The following is a 23,991-nucleotide window of genomic DNA, read 5'->3' on the forward strand; positions in this document are numbered from 1 at the left end:
GGGACGAAGGTAAAGGGGGAGTTAACAAAACATAGAATAGCCAAACACGGCTTTCCAGCGTGATCACTGACCCCCCTGTCCTTTGTACCTGAGAGATTACGGGGGCTTGCCCCGTGCGCCCCTTCGGTGGGCCGCCGGCAATAGCCGCGGCCGCTCTCCAGAGTTGAGCTAAAGATGTTGCCAAAGCAACAGCTTCAGTCCGCCTGATCGGTCCTTTTGCCTGAGAGTTTTTGGGTAGTGCCCCTTCGGCGGCAACGCTGGGTTGCCCTCTCCCGATCAAGTGGGAGGAATATATGCCAGCAGGGTGTTTCTGTCAATCTGAAAAGACGTTGCCAAATTGCAGCAAAAGCCCCGGTTTGCGGGGCTGGGAGGGGCGCTGGCCCGGTGCAAAAGGGCGCCCGGCCGCGCGGGAATGCGCTATGATGAAATCCTGGCTTTCTTGCGGGTGCCTGCCATGAACACGACACAAAGCGAGACACAAAACAACACCGAGCAGCACGGTTACTTTACCCTCTCGGGCGATGTCAACAGTGACATGGTGCGGCGCGTCTTCAACGCCGTGGCCGACATCACGGAAGACAAGCTCACCACCGCGCACATTTTGATCCAGTCCAACGGCGGCTATGTCAGCGATGGCATCTGTCTGTACAACTTCCTCAGCAAGTTGCCGCTCGACATCATTACCTACAACGCAGGCGCCGTGGCGTCCATCGCCGTCACCCTGTTCCTGGCGGGGCGGCAGCGCCACGCCAGCGACACGGCCCGCTTCATGGTGCACAAGTCGCATGCGACGGCGTCGCCCGGTTCGCGTCCCGATGCGCTCAGCATCATCGTCGAGGGCTTGCGCGCCGACGACATGCGCACCGAGCGCATCCTGCGCGGCCACGTCAACCTGACGCAAGAGCAGTGGCAGGTGCATGCGTATTCCGACCTGCACCTGACGGCCGACCAGGCGCTGGACGTGGGCATGATCGACTCGATCCGCGACTTTGCGCCGCCCAAGGGCAAGCGCCTGACGAATATCTGACGCCCAGGCGGCTGGTCTTGACGAGGAAATTTTGTAATCGAATGTAATTCTTCGCTGCAGCACAGCAAAAGCCGCGCGGAACAGGGCAGAGTCGTGGCATAGTGCAAGCTGATCATGAAATAAGCGCATGCACGATGACTTGGTGGAATGGGATTTCTTTTGCGGCCGACATGTCCGTGATGGGGCCGGCTGGCGTGGCGATTGCCCTGTGGCTGCTCGTGTCGCGCCAGTGGCGTTTGGTGCTCAGCTGGAGCTTGTGGTACGGCGGCGGCCTGGCCCTCGTGGTGCTGTCGAAGCTGGCCTTCATGAGCTGGGGCGTGGGCAGCAGCACGCTCGATTTTACGGGTTTCAGCGGCCACGCCATGCGCGCCGGCGCTGTGTTTCCCGTGCTGATGTATGTGCTGTTGCAGCGGGCCGAGCCGCGCTGGCGCCATGCCGGCGTGCTCGTCGGCGTGGCCTTTGCCGTGCTGGTGGCCATTTCCCGCGTGGTCGTGCATGCGCACAGCGTGTCGGAAGCCGTCAGCGGCTGCGTGCTGGGCCTGGCGGTGGCGCTGGGCTTCATGTGGAATGCCCGCGGCGCCGTCAATTTCGCCGTCAGCCATGCGCTGGCCCTGGCCAGCTTGGCGCTGATGGTGGTGCTGAGCTTCAAGGCCGAACCCATGCCGACCGAACAATGGCTGCAAAAACTGGCCCTGGTGCTGTCCGGGCACGAGCGCGTTTTTTCGCGTGCGGACTGGAAACTGGCGCAGGATGGCCGTCCTGCCCGCTGATCCGCTGCCAACCGGCGCCTGGCGCCGCTGTTTTTTGGCCAGAAAAGCATCAGGAAATGGTATGATGAACCACTTTTTTTGCGGTGCATGGCCAGACAGTCGTCGCGATGCTGCATCTGAACTGAATATGAACCGGGTTCACCCATAATATAACCGCCAGCATAGGCCAGGAACTCTAAAACACGTGCGTCTCTCTTCCATCAAGTTGTCGGGATTTAAGTCTTTCGTCGATCCCACCAATTTCCAGGTGCCAGGCCAGCTCGTGGGCGTGGTCGGGCCGAATGGCTGCGGCAAGTCGAACATCATCGACGCCGTGCGCTGGGTGCTGGGCGAATCGAAAGCGTCGGAATTGCGCGGCGAATCGATGCAGGACGTCATTTTCAACGGCTCCACCCACCGCAAGCCGGCCGGGCGCGCTTCCGTGGAACTGGTGTTCGATAATAACGATGGCAAGGCGTCCGGCCAGTGGGGCCAGTACGCCGAGATCGCCGTCAAGCGCACGCTGACGCGCGACGGTACGTCCACCTATTACATCAATGGCCAGCCCGTGCGCCGGCGCGACATCCAGGATATCTTCCTCGGCACGGGCCTCGGTCCGCGCGCCTACGCCATCATCGGCCAGGGCATGATTTCGCGCATCATCGAATCGCGCCCGGAAGAATTGCGCGTTTTCCTCGAAGAAGCGGCCGGTGTCTCCAAATACAAGGAACGCCGCCGCGAGACGGAAAACCGCCTGCAGGACACGCGCGAGAATTTGCTGCGCGTGGAAGACATCTTGCGCGAACTCAACGCCAACCTGGAAAAGCTGGAAGCGCAGGCGGCCGTGGCCACCCGTTTCCACGCCTTGCAGGCGGACCAGGAAGAAAAGCAGAAACTGTTGTGGCTGCTGCGCAAGAACGAGGCCCAAAACGAACAGACGCGCTATTTCCGCGAAGTGGAACAGGCGCAGACGGACCTGGAAGAGCAGACGGCCAAGCTGCGCAACGTGGAATTGACCCTCGAGCAGATGCGCCAGGCGCACTTTGCCGTGGGCGACCGCCTGCATACGGCGCAAGGCCATCTGTACCAGACGAATGCGGAAATCGGCAGCCTGGAGGCGCAGATCAAGTTCGTCATCGAATCGCGCGCCCGCCTGCAGGCGCAGCTGGCCACCCTGACGGCCCAGCGCGACCAGTGGACGCAGCAGGGTAGCGAATACCAGGAACAGATCGAAGAGGCGGAATTCCACCTCGAGGAACTGGCTGCCAAGGTGGAACAGTCGCAAATGATGGCCGAGCAGAAGGGCGAGCAATTGCCCGAACTGGACGCCGCCTGGCGCGCCGCGCAAAACAAGAGCACGGAATCGCGCGCGCGGATCATGCAGGCACAGCAGCAGCTGGAACTGGAATCGGCGCACCAGCGCAACGCCTCGAATATCCTGGCCAGCCTGTTGACGCGCCGCGAGCGCCTGCAGCAGGAAAAGAACAGCCTGAGCTTGCCCGACAGCAGTCACCTGGAAAACCTGAAACTGCAGCTGGAAGAAAAGCAGCAAACCCTGGAAGAGCAGGGTTTCTATCTGGAAGAAGCGCTGGAGCAGCAGCCGAAGCTTGAGCAGGAACGGATGGAGGCGCAGGCGCAGGTGAATGCCGAAACGGCTGCCAACGCCCAGCTGGAAGCGCGTCTTTCCGCCTTGAAACAATTGCAGGAACGGGTACAAACCCAGGGCAAGGTTCAGCCATGGCTGAAAAAGCACGAACTCGACACCTTGCCGCGTTTGTGGCAAAAGCTGCAGATCGAAGCGGGCTGGGAAGCGGCCATGGAATCGATCTTGCGCGAGCGTACGTCGGCTCTGCAACTGTCGAACATCGACTGGGCCAAGGCCTTCTTTGCCGATGCGCCGCCGGCCAAGCTGGCCCTGTACGCGCCGTCGACCGTGGCGCCGCTGCCGCAACCGGAAGTGCCGGGCCTCAAGCCTTTCCTGAATTTGCTCAAACTCAACGATCCGGGCTTGCGCGGCTTGCTGCAGGATTGGCTGTACAACGCCTATGCCGTGGAAGACGCGGCCGAAGCGCTGGCCGAACGTAGTAAATTGCCGCCGGGCGGCTATTTCGTCACGCGCGCCGGTCACGTGGTCACGGCCACCAGCGTGCGCTTCTATGCGGCCGATTCGGAGCAGGAAGGCATGCTGGGCCGCCAGCAGGAAATCGAGAATATCGGCAAACAGTTGCGCGCCCAGCAATTGCTGGCCGAAGAGGCGCGCGCCCGTTCCGTGCGGGCCGACGCGGCCGTCGCCACCTTGACGCGCAACCTGTCCGACTTGCGCCTGCGCATACAGCAGCTCACTTCCTCCGTGCATACCTTGCAGCTGGACGTGGTGAAACTGTCGGAAGTGGAAGCGCGCTTCAACCAGCGCAGCACGCAGATCGGCGCCGACCTGGCGGAGATTGCCGCACAGGAAGCGGAACAGCAGCAGATCAAGGCGGAATCGGAAGAGAAATTCGAACAGCTGGACATGGAACTGGGCAACTTGCAGGAAGCCCACGAAGACGGCCATACGGACTTCCTGCAAAAGGAACAGCGCCTGGCCGAAGCGCGCGAAGCCTTGCGCGACCTGGAGCGGGCCGCCAAGGATACGGAATACGCGGAAAAAGCCCACCGCGCGAAGATTGAGGAGTTGCGCCGCAATATCGCCACGGCCAGTACGCAGGCCCAGCAAGTGACGGCCAGCCTGCAGGCGGGCGAACTGGAACTGGCCAACCTGGAAAGCGGCGCGGCCGCCGACGGCTTGCAGGATCTGTTAGAACGCCGCACCACGCAGGAGCGGGCGCTGGCCGACGCGCGCCACGAACTCGATCAAATTACGCAGCAGCTGCGCCTGTCCGAAGATGCGCGCACGCAATCGGAACGCAGCTTGCAGCCGCAGCGCGACAAGATCATGGAAATGCAGCTCAAGGAACAGGCCGCGCGCCTGAACCAGGAGCAATTCGCCCAGCAATTGCTGGAATCGGGCGCCGATGAAGCGGCCCTGACGGAAAAACTGCATCCGGACATGCGCCCATCGTATCTGCAGGGCGAAGTCACGCGTCTGACCAATGCGATCACGGCCCTGGGCGCCGTCAACCTGGCCGCGCTGGACGAGCTGGCACAGGCATCCGAGCGCAAGAATTTCCTCGACGCCCAGAATGCCGACCTGACGGAAGCGATCAACACGCTGGAAGACGCAATCCACAAGATCGACAAGGAAACGCGCGACTTGCTGCAAGACACGTTCGACAAGGTCAACCATCACTTTTCCGAGCTGTTCCCGATCCTGTTCGGCGGCGGCCAGGCGAAACTGACCATGACGGGCGACGAGATTCTCGATTCCGGTGTACAAGTCATGGCGCAGCCTCCCGGCAAGAAAAATGCCACCATCCACCTGTTGTCAGGTGGAGAGAAGGCGCTGACCGCGACCGCATTGGTGTTTTCCATGTTCCGCCTGAATCCGGCGCCGTTCTGCCTGCTCGACGAAGTCGATGCACCGCTGGACGATTCGAACACGGAACGCTTCTGCCGCATGGTCAAGCGCATGTCCGACCAGACCCAATTCCTTTTCATTTCGCATAACAAGATTGCGATGGAAATGGCCCATCAATTGATCGGTGTGACGATGCAGGAGCAGGGCGTATCGCGCATCGTGGCGGTGGACATGGAGTCCGCCGCAAATTTTGCAACCGAGGCACAAGCAGCATGACAGACCTTCAAATTACCTTGTTCGGCGCCGGCGGCGTCTTTATCGTCGGCGTTTTCTCGTACAACAAATGGCAGGAATACAAGGCCAAGAAAAGCGTGGAACGGGCTTTTTCCACCGACCATGACGACGTGCTGATGCGCGAAGGCGATGCGCCTGCGGTGGAAGCCCAGGAGCCCGTGCTGCGCCAGGAGCCGCGCTTTGACGCCGCGCCCGCCGCCAAGGCCGAACCGTCGTTCGGCGCACCGCCAGCGGCGCCCGTGCCCGACGCACCCGTGCATGCGGAACCATCATTGGGTGGTGCCGGCATCGAAGCGCCTGCCGCGGCCCCTGCCGCGCCGGTACAGCAAGAAGTCAGCGCCGCCAGCGAACAGGCGACCAGCCTGGTCGACCCGCTCATCGATTGCCTGCTGCCTTTGTCGCTGGAAGCGCCCGTGCGCGGCGACAAGATCCTGCCCGTGCTGCAAACCCTGCGCCTGGTGGGCAACAAGCCCGTCCACTTCATCGGCTTGCACGTGAATGGCGACTGGGAACCGATCACGCATGGCGGTGTCTACACCAAGATGCAGGGCGGCGTGCAGCTGGCCAGCCGCAGCACGGCCTTGAATGAACTCGAATACTCGGAACTGGTCACGCGCCTGCGTGGCGTGGCGGACGAGATCGGCGCCGAGCCGGAAGTGCCGGACATGATGGAAGTGATGGCCGAAGCGCGCAATCTGCACCGTTTCGTTGCCGGTCACGATGCCCAGCTGGGCGTGAACCTGCACACGAATGGCGCACCATGGGCCATTTCCACCTTGCTGTTCGCGCTGGAAAAACAGGGCTTTGACGTGCGTCCGGACGGCCGCTTCGTCATGCCGGACGGCGAAGGCGGCTATCTGTTCTCGCTGTCGACGAATGTCACCCTGGCCGAGGAAACGACGCCCCGTTTGACGCTGCTGCTGGACGTGCCCTGCGTGGCGCCCGCGCGCGACGGTTTCGGCGCCATGGTCGCTTGCGCCAAGGCACTGGTAGGCCGCCTCGACGCCACCATCGTCGACGATTACAACCAGGCCCTGTCCGATGCGGCGCTGGCCGAGATCGCGGGCCAGGTGCAAGAGTTTTACCAGGAAATGGACGCGGCCGACATTCCGGCCGGTTCCACCCGCGCCCTGCGTTTATTTAGCTGAAGAATCCCGCAACAATGACTGATCCGATCAACCAGGACGCCGCCGCCCGCGTCCTGGCACTCACGGCCGAACTCAATCGGCATCTGCACGCCTACCACGTGCTCGACAATCCCATCATCCCCGACGCCGAGTACGACAAGCTGTTTGTCGAACTGCAGGTGCTGGAAGCGACCCATCCCGACTTGCGCACACCCGACTCGCCCACCTTGCGCGTGGGCGCGGCGCCGTTGCCGCAATTCGAGCAAGTCACGCACACGGTGCCGATGCTGTCGCTGAACAATGGTTTTTCCGATGACGATATCGTCAATTTCGACCGCCGCGTGCGCGAAGGCCTGGGCCTTGATGCGCAGGACGTCGCGTATGCTGCCGAAGTGAAATTCGATGGCCTAGCCATCAACCTGCGCTATGAAAACGGCCTGTTCGTGCAGGCGGCCACGCGCGGCGACGGCGCCACGGGCGAGGACGTGACGGCGAATATCCGCACGATTTCCGGCATCCCGCTGCGCCTGCATGGCGACAAGATTCCAGCCTTGCTCGACGTGCGCGGCGAAGTCATGATGTTCAAGGGCGATTTTGCCCGCCTGAACGAACGCCAGCGCGAGGCAGGGCAGAAGGAATTTGCCAACCCGCGCAATGCGGCCGCCGGCAGCCTGCGCCAGCTCGATTCGCGCATCACGGCGCAGCGCAAGCTGCGTTTCTATGCCTACGGCATCGGCGCCCTCGATGGCGCCGCCATGCCGGCCTCGCATTCGGCCTTGCTGGACTGGTACGAGACCCTGGGCATCCCCGTGTCAAAAGAGCGCAAGGTGGTGCGGGGTGCGCACGGCTTGCTGGCCTACTACGCCGATATCGGCGCGCGCCGCCCCGCCTTGCCGTATGAAATCGACGGCGTCGTCTACAAGGTGAACGCGACGGAAGACCAGCAGGAGCTGGGTTTTGTCTCGCGCGCACCGCGTTTTGCGCTGGCGCACAAGTTTCCCGCCGAAGAGGCGCTGACACAGGTGCTGGGCATCGATATCCAGGTGGGCCGCACGGGCGCCATGACGCCCGTGGCGCGCCTGGCGCCCGTCTCCGTGGGCGGCGTGACGGTGACGAACGCCACCTTGCACAATGAAGATGAAGTGCTGCGCAAGGATGTGCGCGTGGGCGATACCGTCGTCGTGCGTCGTGCCGGCGACGTCATTCCTGAAGTGCTGAGCGTGGTACTGGAAAAACGCCCGGAACCTGCGCCGCTGCCGTTCAAGATGCTCGAAGCATGCCCCGTCTGCGGCTCGCACGTGGTGCGCGAAGAGGGCGAAGCGATCGCCCGCTGCTCGGGCGGCTTGTTCTGCTCGGCGCAGCGCAAGGAAGCGTTCCGTCATTTCGCGGGCCGCCGCATGATGGACATCGAAGGCTTGGGGGAACGTTATATCGATACCCTGGTCGAACTCGAATACGTGCATGGCCTGGCTGACCTGTATAGCCTGACCCTCGATAAATTGCTGGAAATGAAGTTGCGTGCCGACGAACGTGACGGTTCGACGCCAGAAACTGTGCAACAAGGCAAGATTCCCACCAAGTGGGCGGAAAACCTGCTGGCGGGCATCGAGGCGAGCAAGCGCCCGCCGCTCGAACGTTTCCTGTTCGCGCTGGGCATCCGTCACGTGGGAGAATCGACGGCGAAGACCCTGGCCGAGTGGCTGGGCAGCCTGGCCTATGTGCGCCAAGCGCCAGCGGCCTTGCTGCGCGTGCTGCCCGATATCGGCGGCACGGTGGCGGAATCGATTGCCGATTTCTTTGCCGAAGAAAAGAACCAGCAGGCGCTGCAGGCATTGCTGGACGCTGGCGTCACGCCGCAGGGCGAACACGCGCCCAGCGCCAAGCTGCGCATGCAGCTTGAGGAAACCAAATTGCTGGCGGCCATCGGCATCCCGAAACTGACGGAGCCGCGCAGCAAGCAACTGGTGGAGCGGGGCGTCACCTTGGCCAGCCTGGCGGCGCAAGGCGCCAGCTTCCACGCGGGCTTGCCGGCTGCCGTGGCCGAAGCGCTGGCGCAGTGGTTGGCCGATGAGAGCAATGTCAAGCTGCTTGGTCAACTGGACGCCCTGCGAAATGAATTAATGTCACAATTGCCTGAAATGCCAGCCGCTGGCGGCAAGCTGGACGGCAAAACCTTCGTCTTGACGGGCACGTTGCCCAACATGAGCCGCGACGAAGCTGCGGAGCTGATCGAGGCTGCCGGCGGCAAGGTCAGCGGTTCCGTGTCGAAGAAAACCGGTTATGTCGTGGCCGGATCGGATGCTGGCAGCAAGCTGGCCAAGGCCCAGGAACTGGGCGTGGCCATACTCGACGAGGCTGGTTTGCTGGCCTTGCTCGCGCAAGACTAATCATTTAAATATTACAGAAGACCCATGAAAAAAATCAGAAAAGCAGTCTTTCCCGTCGCCGGCCTGGGCAGCCGTTTCTTGCCTGCGACCAAGGCGCAACCGAAGGAAATGTTGCCCATCGTTGATAAGCCATTGATCCAGTACGCGGTGGAAGAAGCCGTGGCGGCGGGCATCACGGAAATGATCTTCATCACGGGCCGCAACAAGCGCGCCATCGAAGACCATTTCGATACGGCCTATGAGCTCGAGTCGGAACTGGAAGCTGCCGGCAAGCGCCAGTTGCTCGAGATGGTGCAAAACGTCATTCCCAAGCATATCAACTGCATTTACATCCGCCAGTCGGCGCCGCTGGGCCTGGGGCATGCCGTGCTGTGCGCCCGTCCCGTGATCGGCGACGAGCCGTTTGCCGTCTTGCTGGCCGACGACTTCATGGACGTGGAAGAGGGCGTGCGCCCCGTGCTGGCGCAGATGACCGATGTCTTCCAGTATGAAAATTGCTCGCTGCTGGCGGTGCAGGACGTGCCGCGCGCGGAAACCAAGCAGTACGGTATCGTGTCGGCAAAGAATTATCAGCCCGATCTGGAACTGGTCTCGGCCATCGTGGAAAAGCCCTCGCCGGAAGAGGCGCCATCGACCCTGGCCGTGGTGGGCCGTTATGTGCTGACCAGCCGTGTCTTTAATCACCTGGAAAATATCGGCACGGGCGCCGGCGGTGAAATCCAGTTGACGGACGGCATCGCCGCCCTGATGCGCGAAGAGCGCGTGCTGGCTTACCGCTACCAGGGGCAGCGTTATGATTGCGGCTCCAAGCTGGGTTATCTGAAGGCAACGACGGCAATGGGCATGAAACATCCGGAAACCGGTGCGGCCTTCCGCACTTACTTGCAAGAACTGCAATCGGCACTGGAAGCAAAATGACCGTACGTGAAATCCTCAAGATGGGCGATCCGCGCCTGCTGCGGATGGCCGAGCCCGTGCGTGAATTCGATACGCCCGAACTGCATGCCTTGATCGCCGACATGTTCGATACCATGCATGCAGCCAATGGCGCGGGCCTGGCGGCGCCGCAGATCGGCGTCAACCTGCAGCTGGTGATCTACGGCTTCAAGCAAAATCTGCGCTATCCGGACGCGCCGCAAGTGCCGGAAACCGTGCTGATCAACCCTGTGCTGACGCCTTTGTCTGAACGCAAGGAAGAGGGCTTCGAAGGCTGTTTGTCCGTGCCCGGCTTGCGCGGCAGCGTGCCGCGCTGGAGCGAGCTGCACTACGAAGGAGTGGACCAGTTCGGCCAGCCCATCAGCCGCGATTGCGACGGCTTCCATGCGCGCGTGGTGCAGCATGAAGTGGATCACTTGCACGGGATTCTGTATCCGATGCGTATCGTCGACTTCACGCAGTTCGGTTATACGGAAGTGATGTTTCCGGACCTCGATCCAAACGACGACGACTGATCGGCACCTGAGAAAACGCCCATGGCGGCGTTGCATTGCCTCGCCGTACTATTCGTACTGTCTTCGGCAATGCGCCTTGCCCTGAGCGTTTTTCAGGCACCTCGTACTTGTGACTATCAAACAAAAAAAATGGCCGCGCAGCAATCAGCTGGGCGGCCATTTTTATATGTGAAGCAAACCTAGCGCACCTTGCGGTTGCTGCCCAGGTTATCGAGCAAGTTCTTCAACTCATCCTGCATGGCATCCGTCAGGTTCAGGAAGCGGCAGCCGATCTGCACCTGCTCGCCCAGCAGGAAGGAGCGGAAGGTGCGCGACAGGCGGATTTCCAGGTCGGCGATCATGACCTTGTTCGGCCCCAGTTCCAGGCGCACGCGCGACAGCTTGCGGCCCACGTACAGGCCGACCGTGTCGCGCGGATGGGCGCGCATGCCGATGCCGCCGGCCGAGAAATCGTACAGCTGCAGTTCATACGGACGCCCCTCGAGCACGAAGGCGGCCAGGTAGTACACGCCCAGCGGCGTTTCCAGGCGCGTCGATTCGCGCCGTTCCAGCACCAGGCAATGACTGGGGAAGTTCGTCAGGTAGACGTTGGGACGGTCGGGATACGCTTGCCATTCGCCATTGATGGTAAATTGCAGCTTGGCGCTTTGCACCCACGATACAAACGTGGCGCCACCTTCCGGCAGGGTCGCGCCTTCATTGAGTTCCAGCACGAATTGCGGCAAGTCGTCATCGACGGACAGGATGCGCGCCAGGATGACGTCTTCGCCGCCCGCCGGGTAGATGGAAATGGCGTCGCCGTTGTCAGCCAGGCTGCACAGGGTTTCACCGATATCCCATGGATCGCTCATATGGTGCGGCTTGGTGCCGGGAGCCATCGGCTCGGCCACGTCAGCCAGACTGGGCGCGCCCTTGCGCAGGGGATTGGGAATGGGATCGTTCACGACAGCGTATCTCTTCTGTTCTAATGGGGAATAGTGTATAGGTTTAAGGCAATATTTACTAAGTAAATCACAATAATTGATTTTATATCACTATATTCCTGTTGCTTATGTGGCCTGGCATGCCAGGCGGGCGCTTAGAATTGCTCGTCAGCGCTCAGGTAACGCCATTGTCCCGTCGGCAAGTCGCCCAGTTTGACCTTGCCGATGCGTACGCGTTTCAATCCCAGCACTTTCAGGCCGACGGCTTCGCACATGCGGCGGATCTGGCGTTTCTTGCCTTCACGCAGGGTAAAGCTCAGCTGGTCTTCGTTTTGCCAGCGCACCTTGGCCGGCAGCAGCGGCTTGCCGTCGAGCCACAGGCCGTGGTTGAGCTTTTTCAGTTCGCTGTCGGGCAGGGTGCCGCCCTTGGTGTAGCTCACGCGTACCAGGTATTCCTTGTCGATATCGGTATCGTGGCCGATCAGCTGCTTGGCCACGCGGCCGTCCTGCGTCAAGACCAGCAAGCCGACGGAATCGATGTCCAGGCGGCCGGCGGCCACCAGGCTGCGCAGCTGGGTCGGGTGGAACTGTTCCGGGCTGCGGTCTTCCGCCCAGCGGTTTTCCGCCTTGATCAGGGCCACGGCGGGCGTGTAGCCGTCTTCGGCCTGGCCGCTGACATAGCCGACCGGTTTGTTGATCAGTACGGTGACCCGTTTTGATTGCTCGGCCGCCGCCTGGCGTTCCACGGTGACTCTCTGGCTCGGGTAGACCTTGCTGCCCAGCTCGGACACCACCTTGCCATCCACGCGGACCCAGCCGCGGGCGATCCATTCATCGGCTTCGCGGCGCGAGCACAGGCCCAGTTCGGACATGCGTTTGGACAAGCGTAATAATTCTTCGGTCATGTTGTTTCAGTTTCAGTAAGGGTAGGCGTTGCGCGGAAAGCTTACACTTTCAGTGCATCGAGTAAATCGGTTTCCAGCAATATCTGGTTGCGGGCATTGTTGAGCGCGGGACCGTCGACGAGGAAGACGTCTTCGACCCGCTCGCCCAGGGTCATGATCTTAGCCGTGTGCAAGTTGATGCGGTACTTGGTCAGCACATTGGCGATCGCATACAGCAGGCCAGTGCGGTCGTTGGCCGCCACCGACAGCAAATAGTATTGGCCCTTCTCATCGGGCCGCAAATCCACGGTCGGCTGGAAGGGGAAGGTGCGTGACAGGCGCGACAGCCGTCCCTTGCCCGGCGGCGGCAGCGGCGTTTGCGACTGCAGCAGCTCGCCCAGCTCATGCTCGATCAGGCTGATGATGTCGCGGTAGCTCTTGGCAAAATTCTGTTCGGTGACGAGGAAGGTATCGAGCGCATAGCCGTTTTTCGTCGTGTGGATCTTCGCGTCGAGGATGCTGAAATTCTTGCGGTCGAAATAGCTGCAGATGCGCGCGAACAGGTCGGGCTGGTCGGGAATGTACACGGCCACCTGCAAGCCTTCGCCGATGGGCGCCAGCCGACATTTTACCACCGGCAACTTGCTGTCGAGCTTGTCATACAGCGAGCGTGTCTGCCAGGCGATGTCGGACGCGTCGTGGCGCAGGAAATACGCCACGTCCAGCTGCTGCCACAGTTTCAAGTGCGCATCGGGCGGCAAGCCGTACAGGCGCAGGGTAGCCAGCGCTTCCTGCTGGCGGTTTTTCAGCTCGCGGTCGGCCGTGTGCGGCTCGCCGCCCAGCACGCGCAGGGTGATCTTGTACAGGTCTTCCAGCAGCTTGCCCTTCCAGGCATTCCACACTTTCGGGCTGGTGCCGCGGATGTCGGCCACCGTCAGCAGGTACAAACCCGTCAGGTGGCGCTCATCCTTGACCACTTTCGCAAAGGCGGCGATGACATCGGGATCGGACAAGTCCTGCTTTTGCGCCACTTGCGACATGGTCAAATGATTTTCTACAAGGAATGCCACGAGTTCCGTGTCTTCTTGCGACAGGCCGTGGTCCTGGCAGAACTGGGTGGCGTCGGCCACGCCCAGCTTCGAGTGGTCGCCGCCGCGGCCCTTGGCGATGTCGTGGAACAGGGCCGCCACGTACAGCAGCCACGACTGCGAGAAGTCGGCCATCAGCTGGCTGCAGAACGGGTATTCGTGTGCGTGTTCGCTCATGGTGAAGCGGCGCATATTGCGCACCACCATCAAGATGTGCTGGTCGACCGTGTACACGTGGAACAGGTCGTGCTGCATCTGGCCCACGATGCGGCGGAAATTCGGCAGGTAGCGCCCCAGGATGCTCATCTCGTTCATGCGCCGCAGCGCATGGATGATGCCGACAGGCGCCTGCATGATGCGCAGGAAGAGGGCGCGGTTGACGGGGTCCTGGCGGAATGTGGCGTCGATCTTGAAGCGTGCATGCCACAGGGCCCGCGTGGCGCGCGAGGTCATGCCCTTCAGGGCCGGGCGCTCCGTCATCAGGACAAAAATTTCCAGCATGGCCGACGGATATTGTTCGAACGTATCGTCGGCGCTGATGTCGATCAGGCTGTTGACTTCATTGAAGCGCTCGTTGATGGGCACGGCCACGTCGTCTTGCGGGAACAGCCGTGCCTCGATGTTTTGCAGCAAAATCGTGTTGAGCTGGGTCACCGTCTTGGCGGCCCAGTAGTAGCGCTGCATGAGGAATTCGCTGGCGCGGCGCATGTGCGGCCCGCTGCCTGTCGCTTGCAGGCCCAGCGATTCGGCGATCGCCGTCTGCACGTCGAACACGAGGCGGTCTTCGCGCCGGCCCGCGTGCAGGTGCAGGCGCACGCGGATATCCTTGAAGGCGCGCTCCTTTTCCATCAGCTGGCGCGCTTCCGTCAGGGTGATCAGGCCGCTCGTGGCCAGGGTGCGCCACGAGTTCGCCAGGCCGGCCGCCTTGGCCACCCACAGGATGACCTGCAGGTCGCGCAGGCCGCCCGGGCTTTCCTTGCAATTCGGTTCCAGGCTGAAAGCCGTGTCTTCATATTTGGCATGGCGCTGGCGCATTTCCGCTGTTTTTGCCTGGAAGAAGGCTTGCGGGTCCATGGCCGCGTCATAGCGTTGCTGCAATTGCGCGAACAGGTCCGCGTTGCCGCACACGAGGCGCGCTTCGAGCAAGCTCGTTTGCACGGTGATGTCGGCCTTCGACTCGACCATGCATTCATCGATCGTGCGGATGCTGTGGCCGATTTCCAGGCCCAGGTCCCACAGCAGTTGCACCAGTTCCTCAAGCTTTTCCTGCGTGGCGGCGTCCGGCGCCTGTTGCAGCAGGATCAGCAGATCGACGTCGGAATACGGAAACAGTTCGCCGCGGCCATAGCCGCCCACGCCCACCAGGGCAGTGCCGGGCGGCAAGCCCGCTTCCTGCCAGGCACGCGCCAGCACGCCGTCGACGCTGTGGCGCAGGCTGCGCAGCAGTTTTTCAGGCTTGCCGTCGGCTTGGAAGGCCGTAATGACGACCTGGCGGTCGGCTTTCAGTTGCTGTTTCAGCTGTTCCCGAACTTGCTTTTTCATCTGGGCCCTGGGTGGCGGTGCGTGGGATGGAAGATCAGGCTTTGTTCAGGATCAAGGCGGGCGGTGGCGGCATGCCGGGCGAGACGGTCAGCACTTCATAGCCCGTTTCCGTCACCAGCACCGTGTGTTCCCATTGCGCCGACAGGCTGCGGTCCTTGGTTTTGATGGTCCAGCCATCGTTCATTTCGCGGATTTCGCGGCGGCCCGAGTTGATCATCGGTTCGACGGTGAAAATCATGCCCGCTTCCAGGCGCTCGAGGGTGCCTGGTTTGCCGTAATGCAATACCTGCGGTTCTTCATGGAAGACCTTGCCGATGCCGTGGCCGCAGAATTCGCGCACCACGCTGTAGCCGGCTTTCTCGGCGTGCTGCTGGATGGCGTGGCCGATATCGCCGAGGTGGGCGCCCGGTTTGATCTGGTCGATGCCCAGCCACATGCACTCGTAAGTGATTTCCGACAGGCGCTTGGCCAGGATGGTCGGCGTGCCGACGAGGAACATGCGGCTGTTGTCGCCGTGGTAGCCATCCTTGATGACGGTGATGTCGAGGTTGACGGAGTCGCCGCTTTTCAGGACCTTGTCGCCGGGAATGCCATGGCAGATGACGTCGTTGACGGAGGTGCAGATGGCTTTTGGATAGGGCGTGTAGCCGGGCGGGCAGTAGTTCAGCGGGGCAGGGATGGTGCCTTGCACGTTGACCATGTATTCATGGCACAGGCGGTCCAGTTCGCCTGTCGTGACGCCGACCTTGACGAACGGGGTGATGTAGTCGAGCACTTCGGCGCCGAGCTTGCCGGCAACGCGCATGCCTTCGATGTCGGCGGCGGTATTGATACGGATGGTGGACATGGTGTAATTCGCAATCTGCAAGAATTCAGGTGAAAAGCACAGACGATCCCTGCTGTATGGGAAAAGTCTGCAAATATGTCGAAATTATAAACGAGGCGCCCTCAATCCGCCGCCTCCTTCCTAGGGCCGGAAGGGGATTTGTGGGGAGAAAGCGGATGAAAAGGCGGCGCGGCCACGCCTTGCACCATGGTGGTGCGCTGGGTGTTTCCGCCGGGCGCGCGATTTGCGGTGCGGACTTGATGCGGCAGGCATTTCAGTGTAGAATCCCGGGTTGCTTGAATTCTCTTTTAAGCAATGCAGTAAAACAGTGTCTTTAATTTATATAAACACGCGAATCCGGTCGACAAGGGTGCCTGTATGGTGACTGATCGGATTCCAGACCCAACCCTGGAGTTAATAATGTCCGTAACAATGCGCGAAATGCTGGAAGCCGGTGTCCACTTTGGTCACCAAACCCGTTTTTGGAATCCAAAAATGGCACCGTTCATCTTCGGCCATCGCAACAAGATCCACATCATCAACCTGGAAAAAACCATGGCGATGTACCAGGACGCAATGAAGCACGTGCGTCAACTGGCTGCAAACCGTGGCACCATCCTGATGGTTGGCACCAAGCGTCAAGCTCGCGAAATCATCGCTGCTGAAGCACAACGCGCTGGCGTGCCTTTCGTTGATCAACGTTGGTTGGGCGGCATGCTGACCAACTTCAAAACGATCAAAACCTCGATCAAGCGTCTGAAAGACATGGAAGTGATGATCGAAGACGGTTCGATCGAGAAGCTGTCGAAAAAAGAAGCGCTGATGTTCTCCCGCGAAATGATCAAGCTGCAAAAATCGATCGGCGGCATCAAGGACATGGGCGGCATTCCTGACGCAATCTTCGTCGTCGACGTCGGCTACCACAAAGGTGCGATCACCGAAGCAGCTAAGCTGGGTATCCCGGTCATCGGCGTTGTCGATACCAACCACTCCCCAGAAGGCGTGAACTTCGTGATCCCAGGTAACGATGACTCCTCGAAAGCCATCATGTTGTACGCTCGCGGTGTTGCTGATGCAATCATCGAAGGCCGTGCAGCTGCCGGTAACGAAGTTGTTGAAATGGTTAAAGCAGCCGCTGGCGACGAATTCGTCGAAGTTAACGAACAGGCTTAATGGCCAGGCTATCGCAAGATAGCCGTTTGTAAGCACAGCAGTAAGGGAAAAGGGGTGGCAGCAGCTCCCCCTTTTTTTTAACAAAAAAACGATAGTGACCGCTGGCGAGGCATGCATGCCCGGCCGCGACTATCGACTCACCGAATCAGGAGAAACACATGGCAGCGATTACAGCAGCGATGGTAGGCGAATTGCGCGGCAAAACCGACGCACCAATGATGGAATGCAAAAAAGCACTGACCGAAGCCGAAGGCGACATGGCTCGTGCGGAAGAGATCCTGCGCGTCAAACTGGGCGGCAAGGCATCGAAGGCATCGGCACGCATCACCGCTGAAGGCGTCGTGGCAACCTACATCGCCAACGGCGTAGGCGCCCTGGTCGAAGTGAACTCGGAAACCGACTTCGTTGCGAAAAACGACGATTTCCTGGCACTGGCCAACAACGCTGCCCGTCTGGTAGCGGAACACAACCCGGCTGACGTAGCTGCCCTGCTGGCCCTGCCACTCGATGGCAAGACCCTGGAAGACGTGCGCGCTGCCCTGATCGGCAAAATCGGCGAAAACATGACCATCCGCCGCTTCCAGCGTTTCGAAACCAGCGCCAAGCTGGCTTCGTACCTGCACGGTTCGCGCATTGGCGTGATCGTCGAATTCGACGGCGCCGATGAGCAAGTGGGCAAAGACGTGGCCATGCACATCGCTGCCATGAAGCCAGTGTCGCTGTCGTCGAACGAAGTTCCAGCGGAACTGATCGAAAAAGAGCGTTCGGTTGCACAACTGAAAGCCGAAGAAGACGCAGCCAAAGCGGCCGCCGAAGGCAAGCCAGCGCAATCGCCGGAAATCCTGGCCAAGCGCCTGGAAGGTTCCGTACAGAAGTTCCTGAAAGAAGTTTCCCTGCTGAACCAAGCTTTCGTGAAAAACGACAAGCTGTCGGTTGAGCAAATGCTGAAGGCGGCTAACACCAGCGTCAAAGGTTTCGCCATGTACGTAGTGGGCGAGGGCATCGAGAAGAAGCAAGACGACTTCGCAGCAGAAGTCGCAGCACAGATGGCTGCCTCCCAGGGAGCGTAAGTAAAGCGGGCCGAGAGGCCCGTTTTTTTGGCCCGCCCGCACCTGTCGTGCCGGGCGGCGGCATGGGCAGCTTCCTCCCGCCTATCCGGCGCTGCAAGGCGCTGCGCCATGTCATACTCGAATAACCTCATTTATGGAGCCCCAGCTCATGTCAAAACCAGCCTACAAGCGCGTCCTCCTCAAGTTGTCCGGCGAAGCCCTGATGGGCGATGATCCCTACGGCATCAACCGCGCCACGATCGAGCGCATGGTGGCCGATGTGGCCGAGGTGGCGAAGTTGGGTGTGGAACTGGCAATCGTGATTGGCGGCGGCAATATCTTCCGCGGCGTCGCGCCTGGCGCGCAAGGCATGGACCGTGCCACCGCCGACTACATGGGCATGCTCGCCACCGTGATGAATGCACTGGCCCTGGCCGATGCCATGCGCCACGTCGGCATTACCGCGCGCGTCATGTCGGCCATCGGCATCGAACAAGTAGTCGAGCCGTACGTCCGCCCGAAAGCCCTGCAATACCTGGAAGAAGGTAAAGTGGTCGTCTTCGCCGCCGGTACCGGCAATCCGTTCTTCACCACCGACACGGCAGCCGCCCTGCGCGGTTCCGAGATCAGCGCCGAGATCGTCCTGAAGGCCACCAAGGTCGACGGCGTCTACACGGCCGATCCGAAGAAGGATCCGAACGCCACCCTGTTCCACACGATTACGTTCGACGACGCCATCGCCAAGCACCTGCAAGTGATGGACGCCACCGCTTTTGCCCTGTGCCGCGACCAGAAACTGCCAATCAAGGTGTTTTCGATCACCAAGCCAGGCGCGCTGATGCGCGTCATCATGGGTGAAGATGAAGGCACGCTGGTTCACGTATAGAAATAAGGAGCACCGAGAAACCGTCTATGGCTGCGTTGCAGCGCCTCGCCGTACTATTCGTACTGCCTTCGGCGCTGCGCCTTGCCCTGAACGGTTTTCGGCACTCTTGACGGGCGCCAGCCGCTCGTTATATGGATGTAATTGCAAGATTAATTTATCACTAACAACGCCTGACAAAACCGTCGCGAGCGGAAGGGAGTTGTGGCTGAGAAGCGCAAGCGTACGAAGGTACGGTGAGCATCACAGGCCGCAAATGCCGACGCGCAGCAGGTTTTGACAGGCGTCACTACAGGAGTACAGTAATGTCCTTAGCTGACGTTAAAAAGAATGCCCAGGAACGCATGACGAAATCGCTGGAAACACTGCGTGCCGACCTGGCCAAAGTGCGTACCGGCCGCGCCCATACGGGTATCCTGGACCACGTGATGGTCGACTACTACGGTTCGCCGACGGCGCTGACCCAGGTTGCCAACGTGACCCTGATCGACGCGCGCACCATCGGTGTGCAGCCGTATGAAAAGAAAATGGCCTCGACCATCGAAAAAGCCATCCGCGACGCCGACCTGGGCCTGAATCCATCGGCACAGGGCGACCTGATCCGCGTTCCGACGCCGCCGCTGACGGAAGAGCGCCGCAAGGAAATGGTCAAGCTGGTCAAGAGCGAAGCGGAAGACGCGAAGATTGCCGTGCGTAACATTCGCCGCGATGCGAACGAGTCGCTGAAGAAACTGGTCAAGGAAAAAGCCTGCTCCGAGGACGATGAGCGCCGCTCGTCGGAAGAAGTGCAGAAGCTGACGGACAAGTTTATTGCCGACATCGACAAGATGGTTGTCGACAAAGAAAAAGAAGTGCTGACGGTCTAGTTTTCAGTCCTTTTGACACTGCCCGGGAAAGCATGGCTTTTCCGGGCAGTGCTATTTGGAGCATAATAGTTATCTTTTATTTTTGGTATTCGTGTTTTCATGATCTATTCGAGTTCGACAACGGCAGTACCTGAGGTGGGCACGGTGCCGCGCCATGTGGCAATCATTATGGATGGCAATGGCCGCTGGGCAACCAAGCGCTTCCTGCCGCGCGTGGCTGGCCACGTCAAGGGCGCCGATACCGTGCGCCGTGTCGTCGAGACCTGCCTCGAACGCGGCGTCGAATACCTGACCCTGTTTGCCTTCAGCTCGGAAAACTGGCGCCGTCCGGAAGAAGAGGTGTCGATGCTGATGCGCCTGTTCGTCACGATGCTGGAACGCGAAGTGGTCAAGATGCATGCCAGCGACATCCGCCTGAAGGTGGTGGGCGATCTGTCGCGCTTCAATGGAGAGCTGCAAACCCTGATCGCCAATGCGGAGCGCAAGACGGCGAACAACACGCGCCTGACGGTGTCCATCTGCGCCAACTATGGCGGCCGTTGGGACATCATGCAGGCAGTCAATAAAATGACGGCCGAGGCTGGCGCCAATGGCCAGCCTGCCGGGCACGCTTACACGGAAGAGCAACTGGCGCCGCACCTGGCCATGGCCTACGCGCCCGAGCCCGACCTGTTCATCCGCACGGGCGGCGAACAGCGCATTTCCAATTTCCTCCTGTGGCAACTGGCGTACACTGAGTTGTTTTTCACCGAGACTTTCTGGCCCGACTTCAATGACGAGTGCCTCGACGCGGCAATCGCGTCTTACCAGCAGCGCGAACGGCGCTTTGGCCGTACCAGCGCGCAATTAACTGAAAAGACAAACTGATGCTGAAAACACGGATAATCACCGCCCTGGTCCTCCTGGCGGTCTTGCTGCCCGTTCTGTATCTGAATTATTTCCCCGCCTTCGCCGTGATCGCCACGGCGTTCTTCGGCGCCGCCGTATGGGAAAGCTTCCGCATCTTCAAAAATCGCCAGGCGCTGCTGATCGCCGCCGTCTGGACTGCCGCCTTCGCGTATACGTTCTTTGTCGGTAACGGCATGGCGCAGCTCAATTTCTGGTTCGCCCTGTGCGTGGCCATCTGGCTGATCCGCTTCGTGCCTTCGCTGGCGACAGGCTTGCCGCCGACCGAAGGCCTGGGCAATACCTTGCTCAGCCTCGTGTACCCGGTGACCATCGTCGGCTGCTTCGTTGCCATCATCGCCCTGTTCCTGCATAGCCCGTTGTACCTGCTGTCCGTCATGGCCCTCGTGTGGATCGCCGATATCGGCGCCTATTTCTCGGGCAAGGCGTTCGGCAAGCGCAAGCTGGCGCCAAGTATTTCCCCAGGCAAATCCTGGGAGGGCGCCATCGGCGGCGGTATCGCCGTGCTGCTCATCTCTGCCATCACGATTATCGCCGCGCCATCGCTGCCGGTCTTGCAAGATACCTTCGCCGTGCAGCTGCAATTGCGCCGCGGCTGGCTCGTGGCCTTGCTGGTGCTGTTGCTGATCGTCGCCGCCAGCATCGTCGGCGACCTGTTCGAATCCCAATTGAAGCGCCGCGCCGGCATCAAGGACAGCAGCAATCTGCTGCCTGGCCATGGCGGCGTACTTGACCGTATCGACGCGTTGATCCCGGTCCTGCCATTTGCCGCCCTCGTGGCCAGCTGGCTTTAAGGAAACTCATGCAATACATCACCATCCTTGGCGCGACCGGCTCGATCGGCGTGTCCACCCTGGACGTGCTCGCGCGTCATCCCGAGCAATACAGCGTATATGCGCTGAGCGCGCACAGCCGCGTGGCCGAACTGGCCGCCCAATGCCTGCAATTTCGTCCCCAGCGCGCCGTCGTCGGCACGGCGGATGCGGCCCTTGAACTGACGCGCTTGCTGCGCGGGCAGGGCGTGTCTACGGAAGTCGAGTACGGCGTGGAAGCCCTGTGCGCCATCGCCAGCGCGCCGCAGGTGACGGGTGTGATGGCGGCCATCGTCGGCGCGGCCGGCCTGGCGCCGACCCTGGCGGCGGCGCGTGCTGGCAAGAAAGTATTGCTGGCCAATAAAGAAGCGCTGGTCATGTCCGGCCAGCTGTTCATCGATGCCGTGCATGACAACGGCGCGGTGCTACTGCCGATCGACAGCGAACACAACGCCATCTTCCAATGCATGCCGCACGCGCATGGCCGCGCGCCAGGCGCCGCGGGCGTGGCGAAAATCGTGCTGACGGCATCCGGCGGTCCCTTCCTCACGCGCGACGTCGAGACGCTCGACACGGTCACGCCGGACCAGGCGTGCAAGCATCCGACCTGGGCCATGGGGCGCAAGATTTCCGTCGATTCGGCCACCATGATGAACAAGGGCCTGGAGGTGATCGAGGCGCACTGGCTGTTCGGCGCGCCGGCCGACCAGATCGAAGTGCTGATCCATCCGCAAAGCGTGATCCATTCGATGGTGTCCTACATCGACGGTTCCGTGCTGGCCCAGCTGGGCAATCCGGACATGCGCACGCCGATCGCCCATGCGCTGGCGTATCCGCAGCGCATCGCTTCCGGCGTGGCGCAGCTGGACCTGGCCCAAGTGGCCACCCTGCAGTTCGAACGTCCCGATTTCCGCCGTTTCCCTTGCCTGGCACTGGCGTTCGACGCCTTGCGCGCGGGCGGCACGGCGCCGGCCCTGCTCAACGCGGCCAATGAAGTGGCCGTGCAAGCGTTTCTTGACGAGCAGATCGGCTTCCGCCAGATCGACCGGGTCATCGCGCACGTGATCGAGACGGTGCCGCACGGCGCCGCTTCCAGCATCGAAGCCGTGATGGAGCAGGACCGCCTGGCCCGAGCGGCCGCGCAAGCGTATATTGCCCAAAGGCTGGCTGCATGACGCTCATCACCACCTTGCTGGCTTTTATCGTCGCGCTCGGTTCACTGATTACCTTGCACGAGCTGGGCCACTACCTGGTGGCGCGCTGGTGCGGCGTGAAGGTGCTGCGTTTCTCGATCGGCATGGGAAAAGTGGTGTATTCGCGCAAGTTTGGCAAGGACCAGACGGAATGGGCGATTTCCGCGCTGCCGCTGGGCGGTTATGTCAGCATGCTCGACAGCCGGGCTCAAGACCTCAGCGACTTGCCGGAAAGCGAATTGCGCCGCGAATTCACGCGCCAGAGCGTGTGGCGCCGCATCGCCATCGTGGCCGCCGGCCCGCTGGCCAATTTCCTCGTCGCCATCGTGCTGTACGCGGGTCTGTTCATGCATGGCATCGAAGAACCGTCGAGTAAACTCGGCCCCGTGGCCGAACAGACTGCCGCCTATGCGGCCGGCCTGCGCAGCGGCGATACCGTTGAAACAGTCAACGGCAAGGCCGTGGCCAGCTGGTCCGAGCTGCGCTGGGAACTGATCCAGGCCACCCTCGACAAGCAGCCGGCGCGCATCGAAGTGCGCCGTCCTGACCGTGGCCAGCAGGAGGCGACGTTGCCGACGGCCAGCCTGACAGAGACGGACCTGGAAGGCGACGTGCTGGGCAAGCTGGGCCTGACCCTGGCCCGTTCCGCGCCCACGCTGATGGAAATCATGCCCGATGGTGCCGCCGCGCGCGCCGGCCTGCAGAAAAACGACCAGATTCTCGCCATCGACGACCAGCCCGTGCACGACGTGGCGGCCGTCATCGCCACCCTGAGCCAGGCGCCGGGCAAGACCTTGCAATTGCAACTCTTGCGCCAGGGCCAGGATCTGACCCTGCCCATTACGCCGGACGCCGTGCCGGGCGCCGGGGCGGAGGGAGCTGTAACAGTTGGTAAGATACAAGCAAAGCTGGGACAGGTGCCGGATATGATCACCGTGGCATCGGGACCGTTTTCTGCCGTGGGCAAGGCGTCCGCCAAGGTCTGGGATACCAGTGTCATGAGCCTGAAAATGCTGGGCAAGATGATCACCGGCCAGGTGTCGCTGAAGAATGTGACGGGGCCCATTACCATCGCCGATTACGCGGGCCAGACGGCGCGCATCGGCCTGGTAAGCTACCTGAGCTTCATCGCCTTCATCAGTATCAGTCTGGGCGTGATGAATTTGCTACCCATTCCTGTTCTGGATGGCGGGCATTTGCTGTATTATTCGCTGGAAGTTTTGACCGGACGCCCCTTGCCGGAGCGCGTAGGCGAGATTGCCCAGCGCCTGGGGATCGGTTTGTTGCTGACCTTGATGGTGCTTGCCGTCTTTAATGACGTGTTGCGATTGCTGAATTAGGGCGGTGGTTGATG

General features: G+C 61.1%; 19 protein-coding genes and 2 riboswitches. Of the genes, 15 read left to right on the forward strand and 4 right to left on the reverse strand.

The features are described 5' to 3' along the window. Nucleotides 1-65: 65 nt before the first annotated feature. Nucleotides 66-171, reverse strand: a riboswitch (glycine riboswitch). A 27-nt stretch (nt 172-198) separates the two neighbouring features. Next, nucleotides 199-285, reverse strand: a riboswitch (glycine riboswitch). A 169-nt stretch (nt 286-454) separates the two neighbouring features. From SKZ59_RS23065 to def, 7 genes are all read left to right on the forward strand, one after another. Then, nucleotides 455-1,027 carry an ATP-dependent Clp protease proteolytic subunit gene (locus SKZ59_RS23065; protein WP_034752378.1) on the forward strand — a complete coding sequence of 191 codons (573 nt, stop codon included), beginning with the start codon at nt 455-457 and terminating at the stop codon, nt 1,025-1,027. 134 nt (nt 1,028-1,161) lie between these two features. Then, nucleotides 1,162-1,797: a phosphatase PAP2 family protein gene (locus SKZ59_RS23070; protein ID WP_235194236.1), complete on the forward strand. Its 636-nt coding sequence runs from the start codon at nt 1,162-1,164 to the stop codon at nt 1,795-1,797. 184 nt (nt 1,798-1,981) lie between these two features. Further along, nucleotides 1,982-5,509, forward strand: coding sequence for a chromosome segregation protein SMC (gene smc, locus SKZ59_RS23075; RefSeq protein WP_319993052.1), 3,528 nt, complete (start codon nt 1,982-1,984; stop codon nt 5,507-5,509). Beyond that, nucleotides 5,506-6,675 (forward strand): cell division protein ZipA C-terminal FtsZ-binding domain-containing protein, encoded by a 1,170-nt coding sequence (locus SKZ59_RS23080; protein WP_219328422.1) that lies wholly within the window; start codon nt 5,506-5,508, stop codon nt 6,673-6,675. The genes smc and SKZ59_RS23080 overlap by 4 nt, the downstream gene beginning before the upstream one ends. A 14-nt stretch (nt 6,676-6,689) precedes the next feature. Continuing rightward, nucleotides 6,690-9,041 (forward strand): NAD-dependent DNA ligase LigA, encoded by a 2,352-nt coding sequence (gene ligA / locus SKZ59_RS23085; protein ID WP_319993053.1) that lies wholly within the window; start codon nt 6,690-6,692, stop codon nt 9,039-9,041. A 24-nt stretch (nt 9,042-9,065) separates the two neighbouring features. Beyond that, entirely contained in the window at nt 9,066-9,959 is an 894-nt protein-coding gene (galU, locus tag SKZ59_RS23090; RefSeq protein ID WP_034752268.1) for a UTP--glucose-1-phosphate uridylyltransferase GalU, read from the forward strand. After that, on the forward strand, nt 9,956-10,492 hold the full coding sequence (gene def / locus SKZ59_RS23095) for a peptide deformylase (protein ID WP_034752265.1): 537 nt from the start codon (nt 9,956-9,958) through the stop codon (nt 10,490-10,492). Before galU ends, def begins: the two co-directional genes overlap by 4 nt. Before the next feature lie 179 nt (nt 10,493-10,671). On the opposite strand, the gene SKZ59_RS23100 is transcribed toward def, so the two are convergent. The 4 genes from SKZ59_RS23100 to map form a co-directional block, all read right to left on the reverse strand. Continuing rightward, complete coding sequence (locus SKZ59_RS23100) at nt 10,672-11,436, reverse strand: PilZ domain-containing protein (RefSeq protein WP_319993054.1); 765 nt, start codon at nt 11,434-11,436, stop codon at nt 10,672-10,674. 134 nt (nt 11,437-11,570) lie between these two features. Next, nucleotides 11,571-12,320 (reverse strand): pseudouridine synthase, encoded by a 750-nt coding sequence (locus SKZ59_RS23105; protein WP_034752263.1) that lies wholly within the window; start codon nt 12,318-12,320, stop codon nt 11,571-11,573. 41 nt (nt 12,321-12,361) lie between these two features. Continuing rightward, a complete protein-coding gene (locus SKZ59_RS23110; protein WP_319993055.1) occupies nt 12,362-14,929 on the reverse strand; it encodes a [protein-PII] uridylyltransferase in 2,568 nt (855 codons plus the stop codon). 34 nt (nt 14,930-14,963) lie between these two features. Then, entirely contained in the window at nt 14,964-15,776 is an 813-nt protein-coding gene (gene map, locus SKZ59_RS23115) for a type I methionyl aminopeptidase (protein ID WP_035826955.1), read from the reverse strand. A 399-nt stretch (nt 15,777-16,175) separates the two neighbouring features. Here map and rpsB point away from each other — a divergent pair, with 399 nt between their 5' ends. The 8 genes from rpsB (at nt 16,176) to rseP (ending at nt 23,977) form a co-directional block, all read left to right on the forward strand. Continuing rightward, a complete protein-coding gene (gene rpsB / locus SKZ59_RS23120) occupies nt 16,176-16,928 on the forward strand; it encodes a 30S ribosomal protein S2 (RefSeq protein WP_010397614.1) in 753 nt (250 codons plus the stop codon). A 158-nt stretch (nt 16,929-17,086) separates the two neighbouring features. Next, nucleotides 17,087-17,998 carry a translation elongation factor Ts gene (gene tsf, locus SKZ59_RS23125; protein ID WP_034752260.1) on the forward strand — a complete coding sequence of 304 codons (912 nt, stop codon included), beginning with the start codon at nt 17,087-17,089 and terminating at the stop codon, nt 17,996-17,998. A gap of 148 nt (nt 17,999-18,146) precedes the next feature. Beyond that, nucleotides 18,147-18,863 (forward strand): UMP kinase, encoded by a 717-nt coding sequence (pyrH, locus tag SKZ59_RS23130; RefSeq protein ID WP_034752258.1) that lies wholly within the window; start codon nt 18,147-18,149, stop codon nt 18,861-18,863. Nucleotides 18,864-19,165: 302 nt separating this feature from the next. Continuing rightward, a complete protein-coding gene (gene frr / locus SKZ59_RS23135; protein ID WP_034752256.1) occupies nt 19,166-19,726 on the forward strand; it encodes a ribosome recycling factor in 561 nt (186 codons plus the stop codon). 99 nt (nt 19,727-19,825) lie between these two features. Continuing rightward, nucleotides 19,826-20,593 carry a polyprenyl diphosphate synthase gene (uppS, locus tag SKZ59_RS23140; RefSeq protein WP_034752255.1) on the forward strand — a complete coding sequence of 256 codons (768 nt, stop codon included), beginning with the start codon at nt 19,826-19,828 and terminating at the stop codon, nt 20,591-20,593. Continuing rightward, complete coding sequence (locus SKZ59_RS23145) at nt 20,593-21,426, forward strand: phosphatidate cytidylyltransferase (RefSeq protein ID WP_034752252.1); 834 nt, start codon at nt 20,593-20,595, stop codon at nt 21,424-21,426. The genes uppS and SKZ59_RS23145 overlap by 1 nt, the downstream gene beginning before the upstream one ends. An 8-nt stretch (nt 21,427-21,434) precedes the next feature. Continuing rightward, the gene (ispC, locus tag SKZ59_RS23150; RefSeq protein WP_319993056.1) at nt 21,435-22,619 is read left to right on the forward strand and encodes a 1-deoxy-D-xylulose-5-phosphate reductoisomerase; all 1,185 of its coding nucleotides are present in this window, start codon (nt 21,435-21,437) and stop codon (nt 22,617-22,619) included. Further along, complete coding sequence (gene rseP / locus SKZ59_RS23155; RefSeq protein ID WP_219328428.1) at nt 22,616-23,977, forward strand: RIP metalloprotease RseP; 1,362 nt, start codon at nt 22,616-22,618, stop codon at nt 23,975-23,977. The genes ispC and rseP overlap by 4 nt, the downstream gene beginning before the upstream one ends. Nucleotides 23,978-23,991: the final 14 nt, after the last annotated feature.

Source organism: Janthinobacterium sp. GMG2 (genome assembly GCF_033949445.1).
GTDB classification, from domain to species: Bacteria; Pseudomonadota; Gammaproteobacteria; order Burkholderiales; family Burkholderiaceae_D; genus Janthinobacterium; species Janthinobacterium aestuarii.

What these genes read in the sequence shown, in the direction of transcription:
- rseP (WP_219328428.1), top strand. Translation starts at nt 22,616, where the DNA reads ATGACGCTCATCACCACCTTGCTGGCTTTTATCGTCGCGCTCGGTTCA.
- SKZ59_RS23110 (WP_319993055.1), bottom strand. Translation starts at nt 14,929, where the DNA reads ATGAAAAAGCAAGTTCGGGAACAGCTGAAACAGCAACTGAAAGCCGAC.
- pyrH (WP_034752258.1), top strand. Translation starts at nt 18,147, where the DNA reads ATGTCAAAACCAGCCTACAAGCGCGTCCTCCTCAAGTTGTCCGGCGAA.
- SKZ59_RS23070 (WP_235194236.1), top strand. Translation starts at nt 1,162, where the DNA reads ATGACTTGGTGGAATGGGATTTCTTTTGCGGCCGACATGTCCGTGATG.
- SKZ59_RS23145 (WP_034752252.1), top strand. Translation starts at nt 20,593, where the DNA reads ATGCTGAAAACACGGATAATCACCGCCCTGGTCCTCCTGGCGGTCTTG.
- galU (WP_034752268.1), top strand. Translation starts at nt 9,066, where the DNA reads ATGAAAAAAATCAGAAAAGCAGTCTTTCCCGTCGCCGGCCTGGGCAGC.
- SKZ59_RS23105 (WP_034752263.1), bottom strand. Translation starts at nt 12,320, where the DNA reads ATGACCGAAGAATTATTACGCTTGTCCAAACGCATGTCCGAACTGGGC.
- SKZ59_RS23080 (WP_219328422.1), top strand. Translation starts at nt 5,506, where the DNA reads ATGACAGACCTTCAAATTACCTTGTTCGGCGCCGGCGGCGTCTTTATC.
- SKZ59_RS23065 (WP_034752378.1), top strand. Translation starts at nt 455, where the DNA reads ATGAACACGACACAAAGCGAGACACAAAACAACACCGAGCAGCACGGT.
- frr (WP_034752256.1), top strand. Translation starts at nt 19,166, where the DNA reads ATGTCCTTAGCTGACGTTAAAAAGAATGCCCAGGAACGCATGACGAAA.
- ispC (WP_319993056.1), top strand. Translation starts at nt 21,435, where the DNA reads ATGCAATACATCACCATCCTTGGCGCGACCGGCTCGATCGGCGTGTCC.
- map (WP_035826955.1), bottom strand. Translation starts at nt 15,776, where the DNA reads ATGTCCACCATCCGTATCAATACCGCCGCCGACATCGAAGGCATGCGC.
- def (WP_034752265.1), top strand. Translation starts at nt 9,956, where the DNA reads ATGACCGTACGTGAAATCCTCAAGATGGGCGATCCGCGCCTGCTGCGG.
- uppS (WP_034752255.1), top strand. Translation starts at nt 19,826, where the DNA reads ATGATCTATTCGAGTTCGACAACGGCAGTACCTGAGGTGGGCACGGTG.
- ligA (WP_319993053.1), top strand. Translation starts at nt 6,690, where the DNA reads ATGACTGATCCGATCAACCAGGACGCCGCCGCCCGCGTCCTGGCACTC.
- rpsB (WP_010397614.1), top strand. Translation starts at nt 16,176, where the DNA reads ATGTCCGTAACAATGCGCGAAATGCTGGAAGCCGGTGTCCACTTTGGT.
- tsf (WP_034752260.1), top strand. Translation starts at nt 17,087, where the DNA reads ATGGCAGCGATTACAGCAGCGATGGTAGGCGAATTGCGCGGCAAAACC.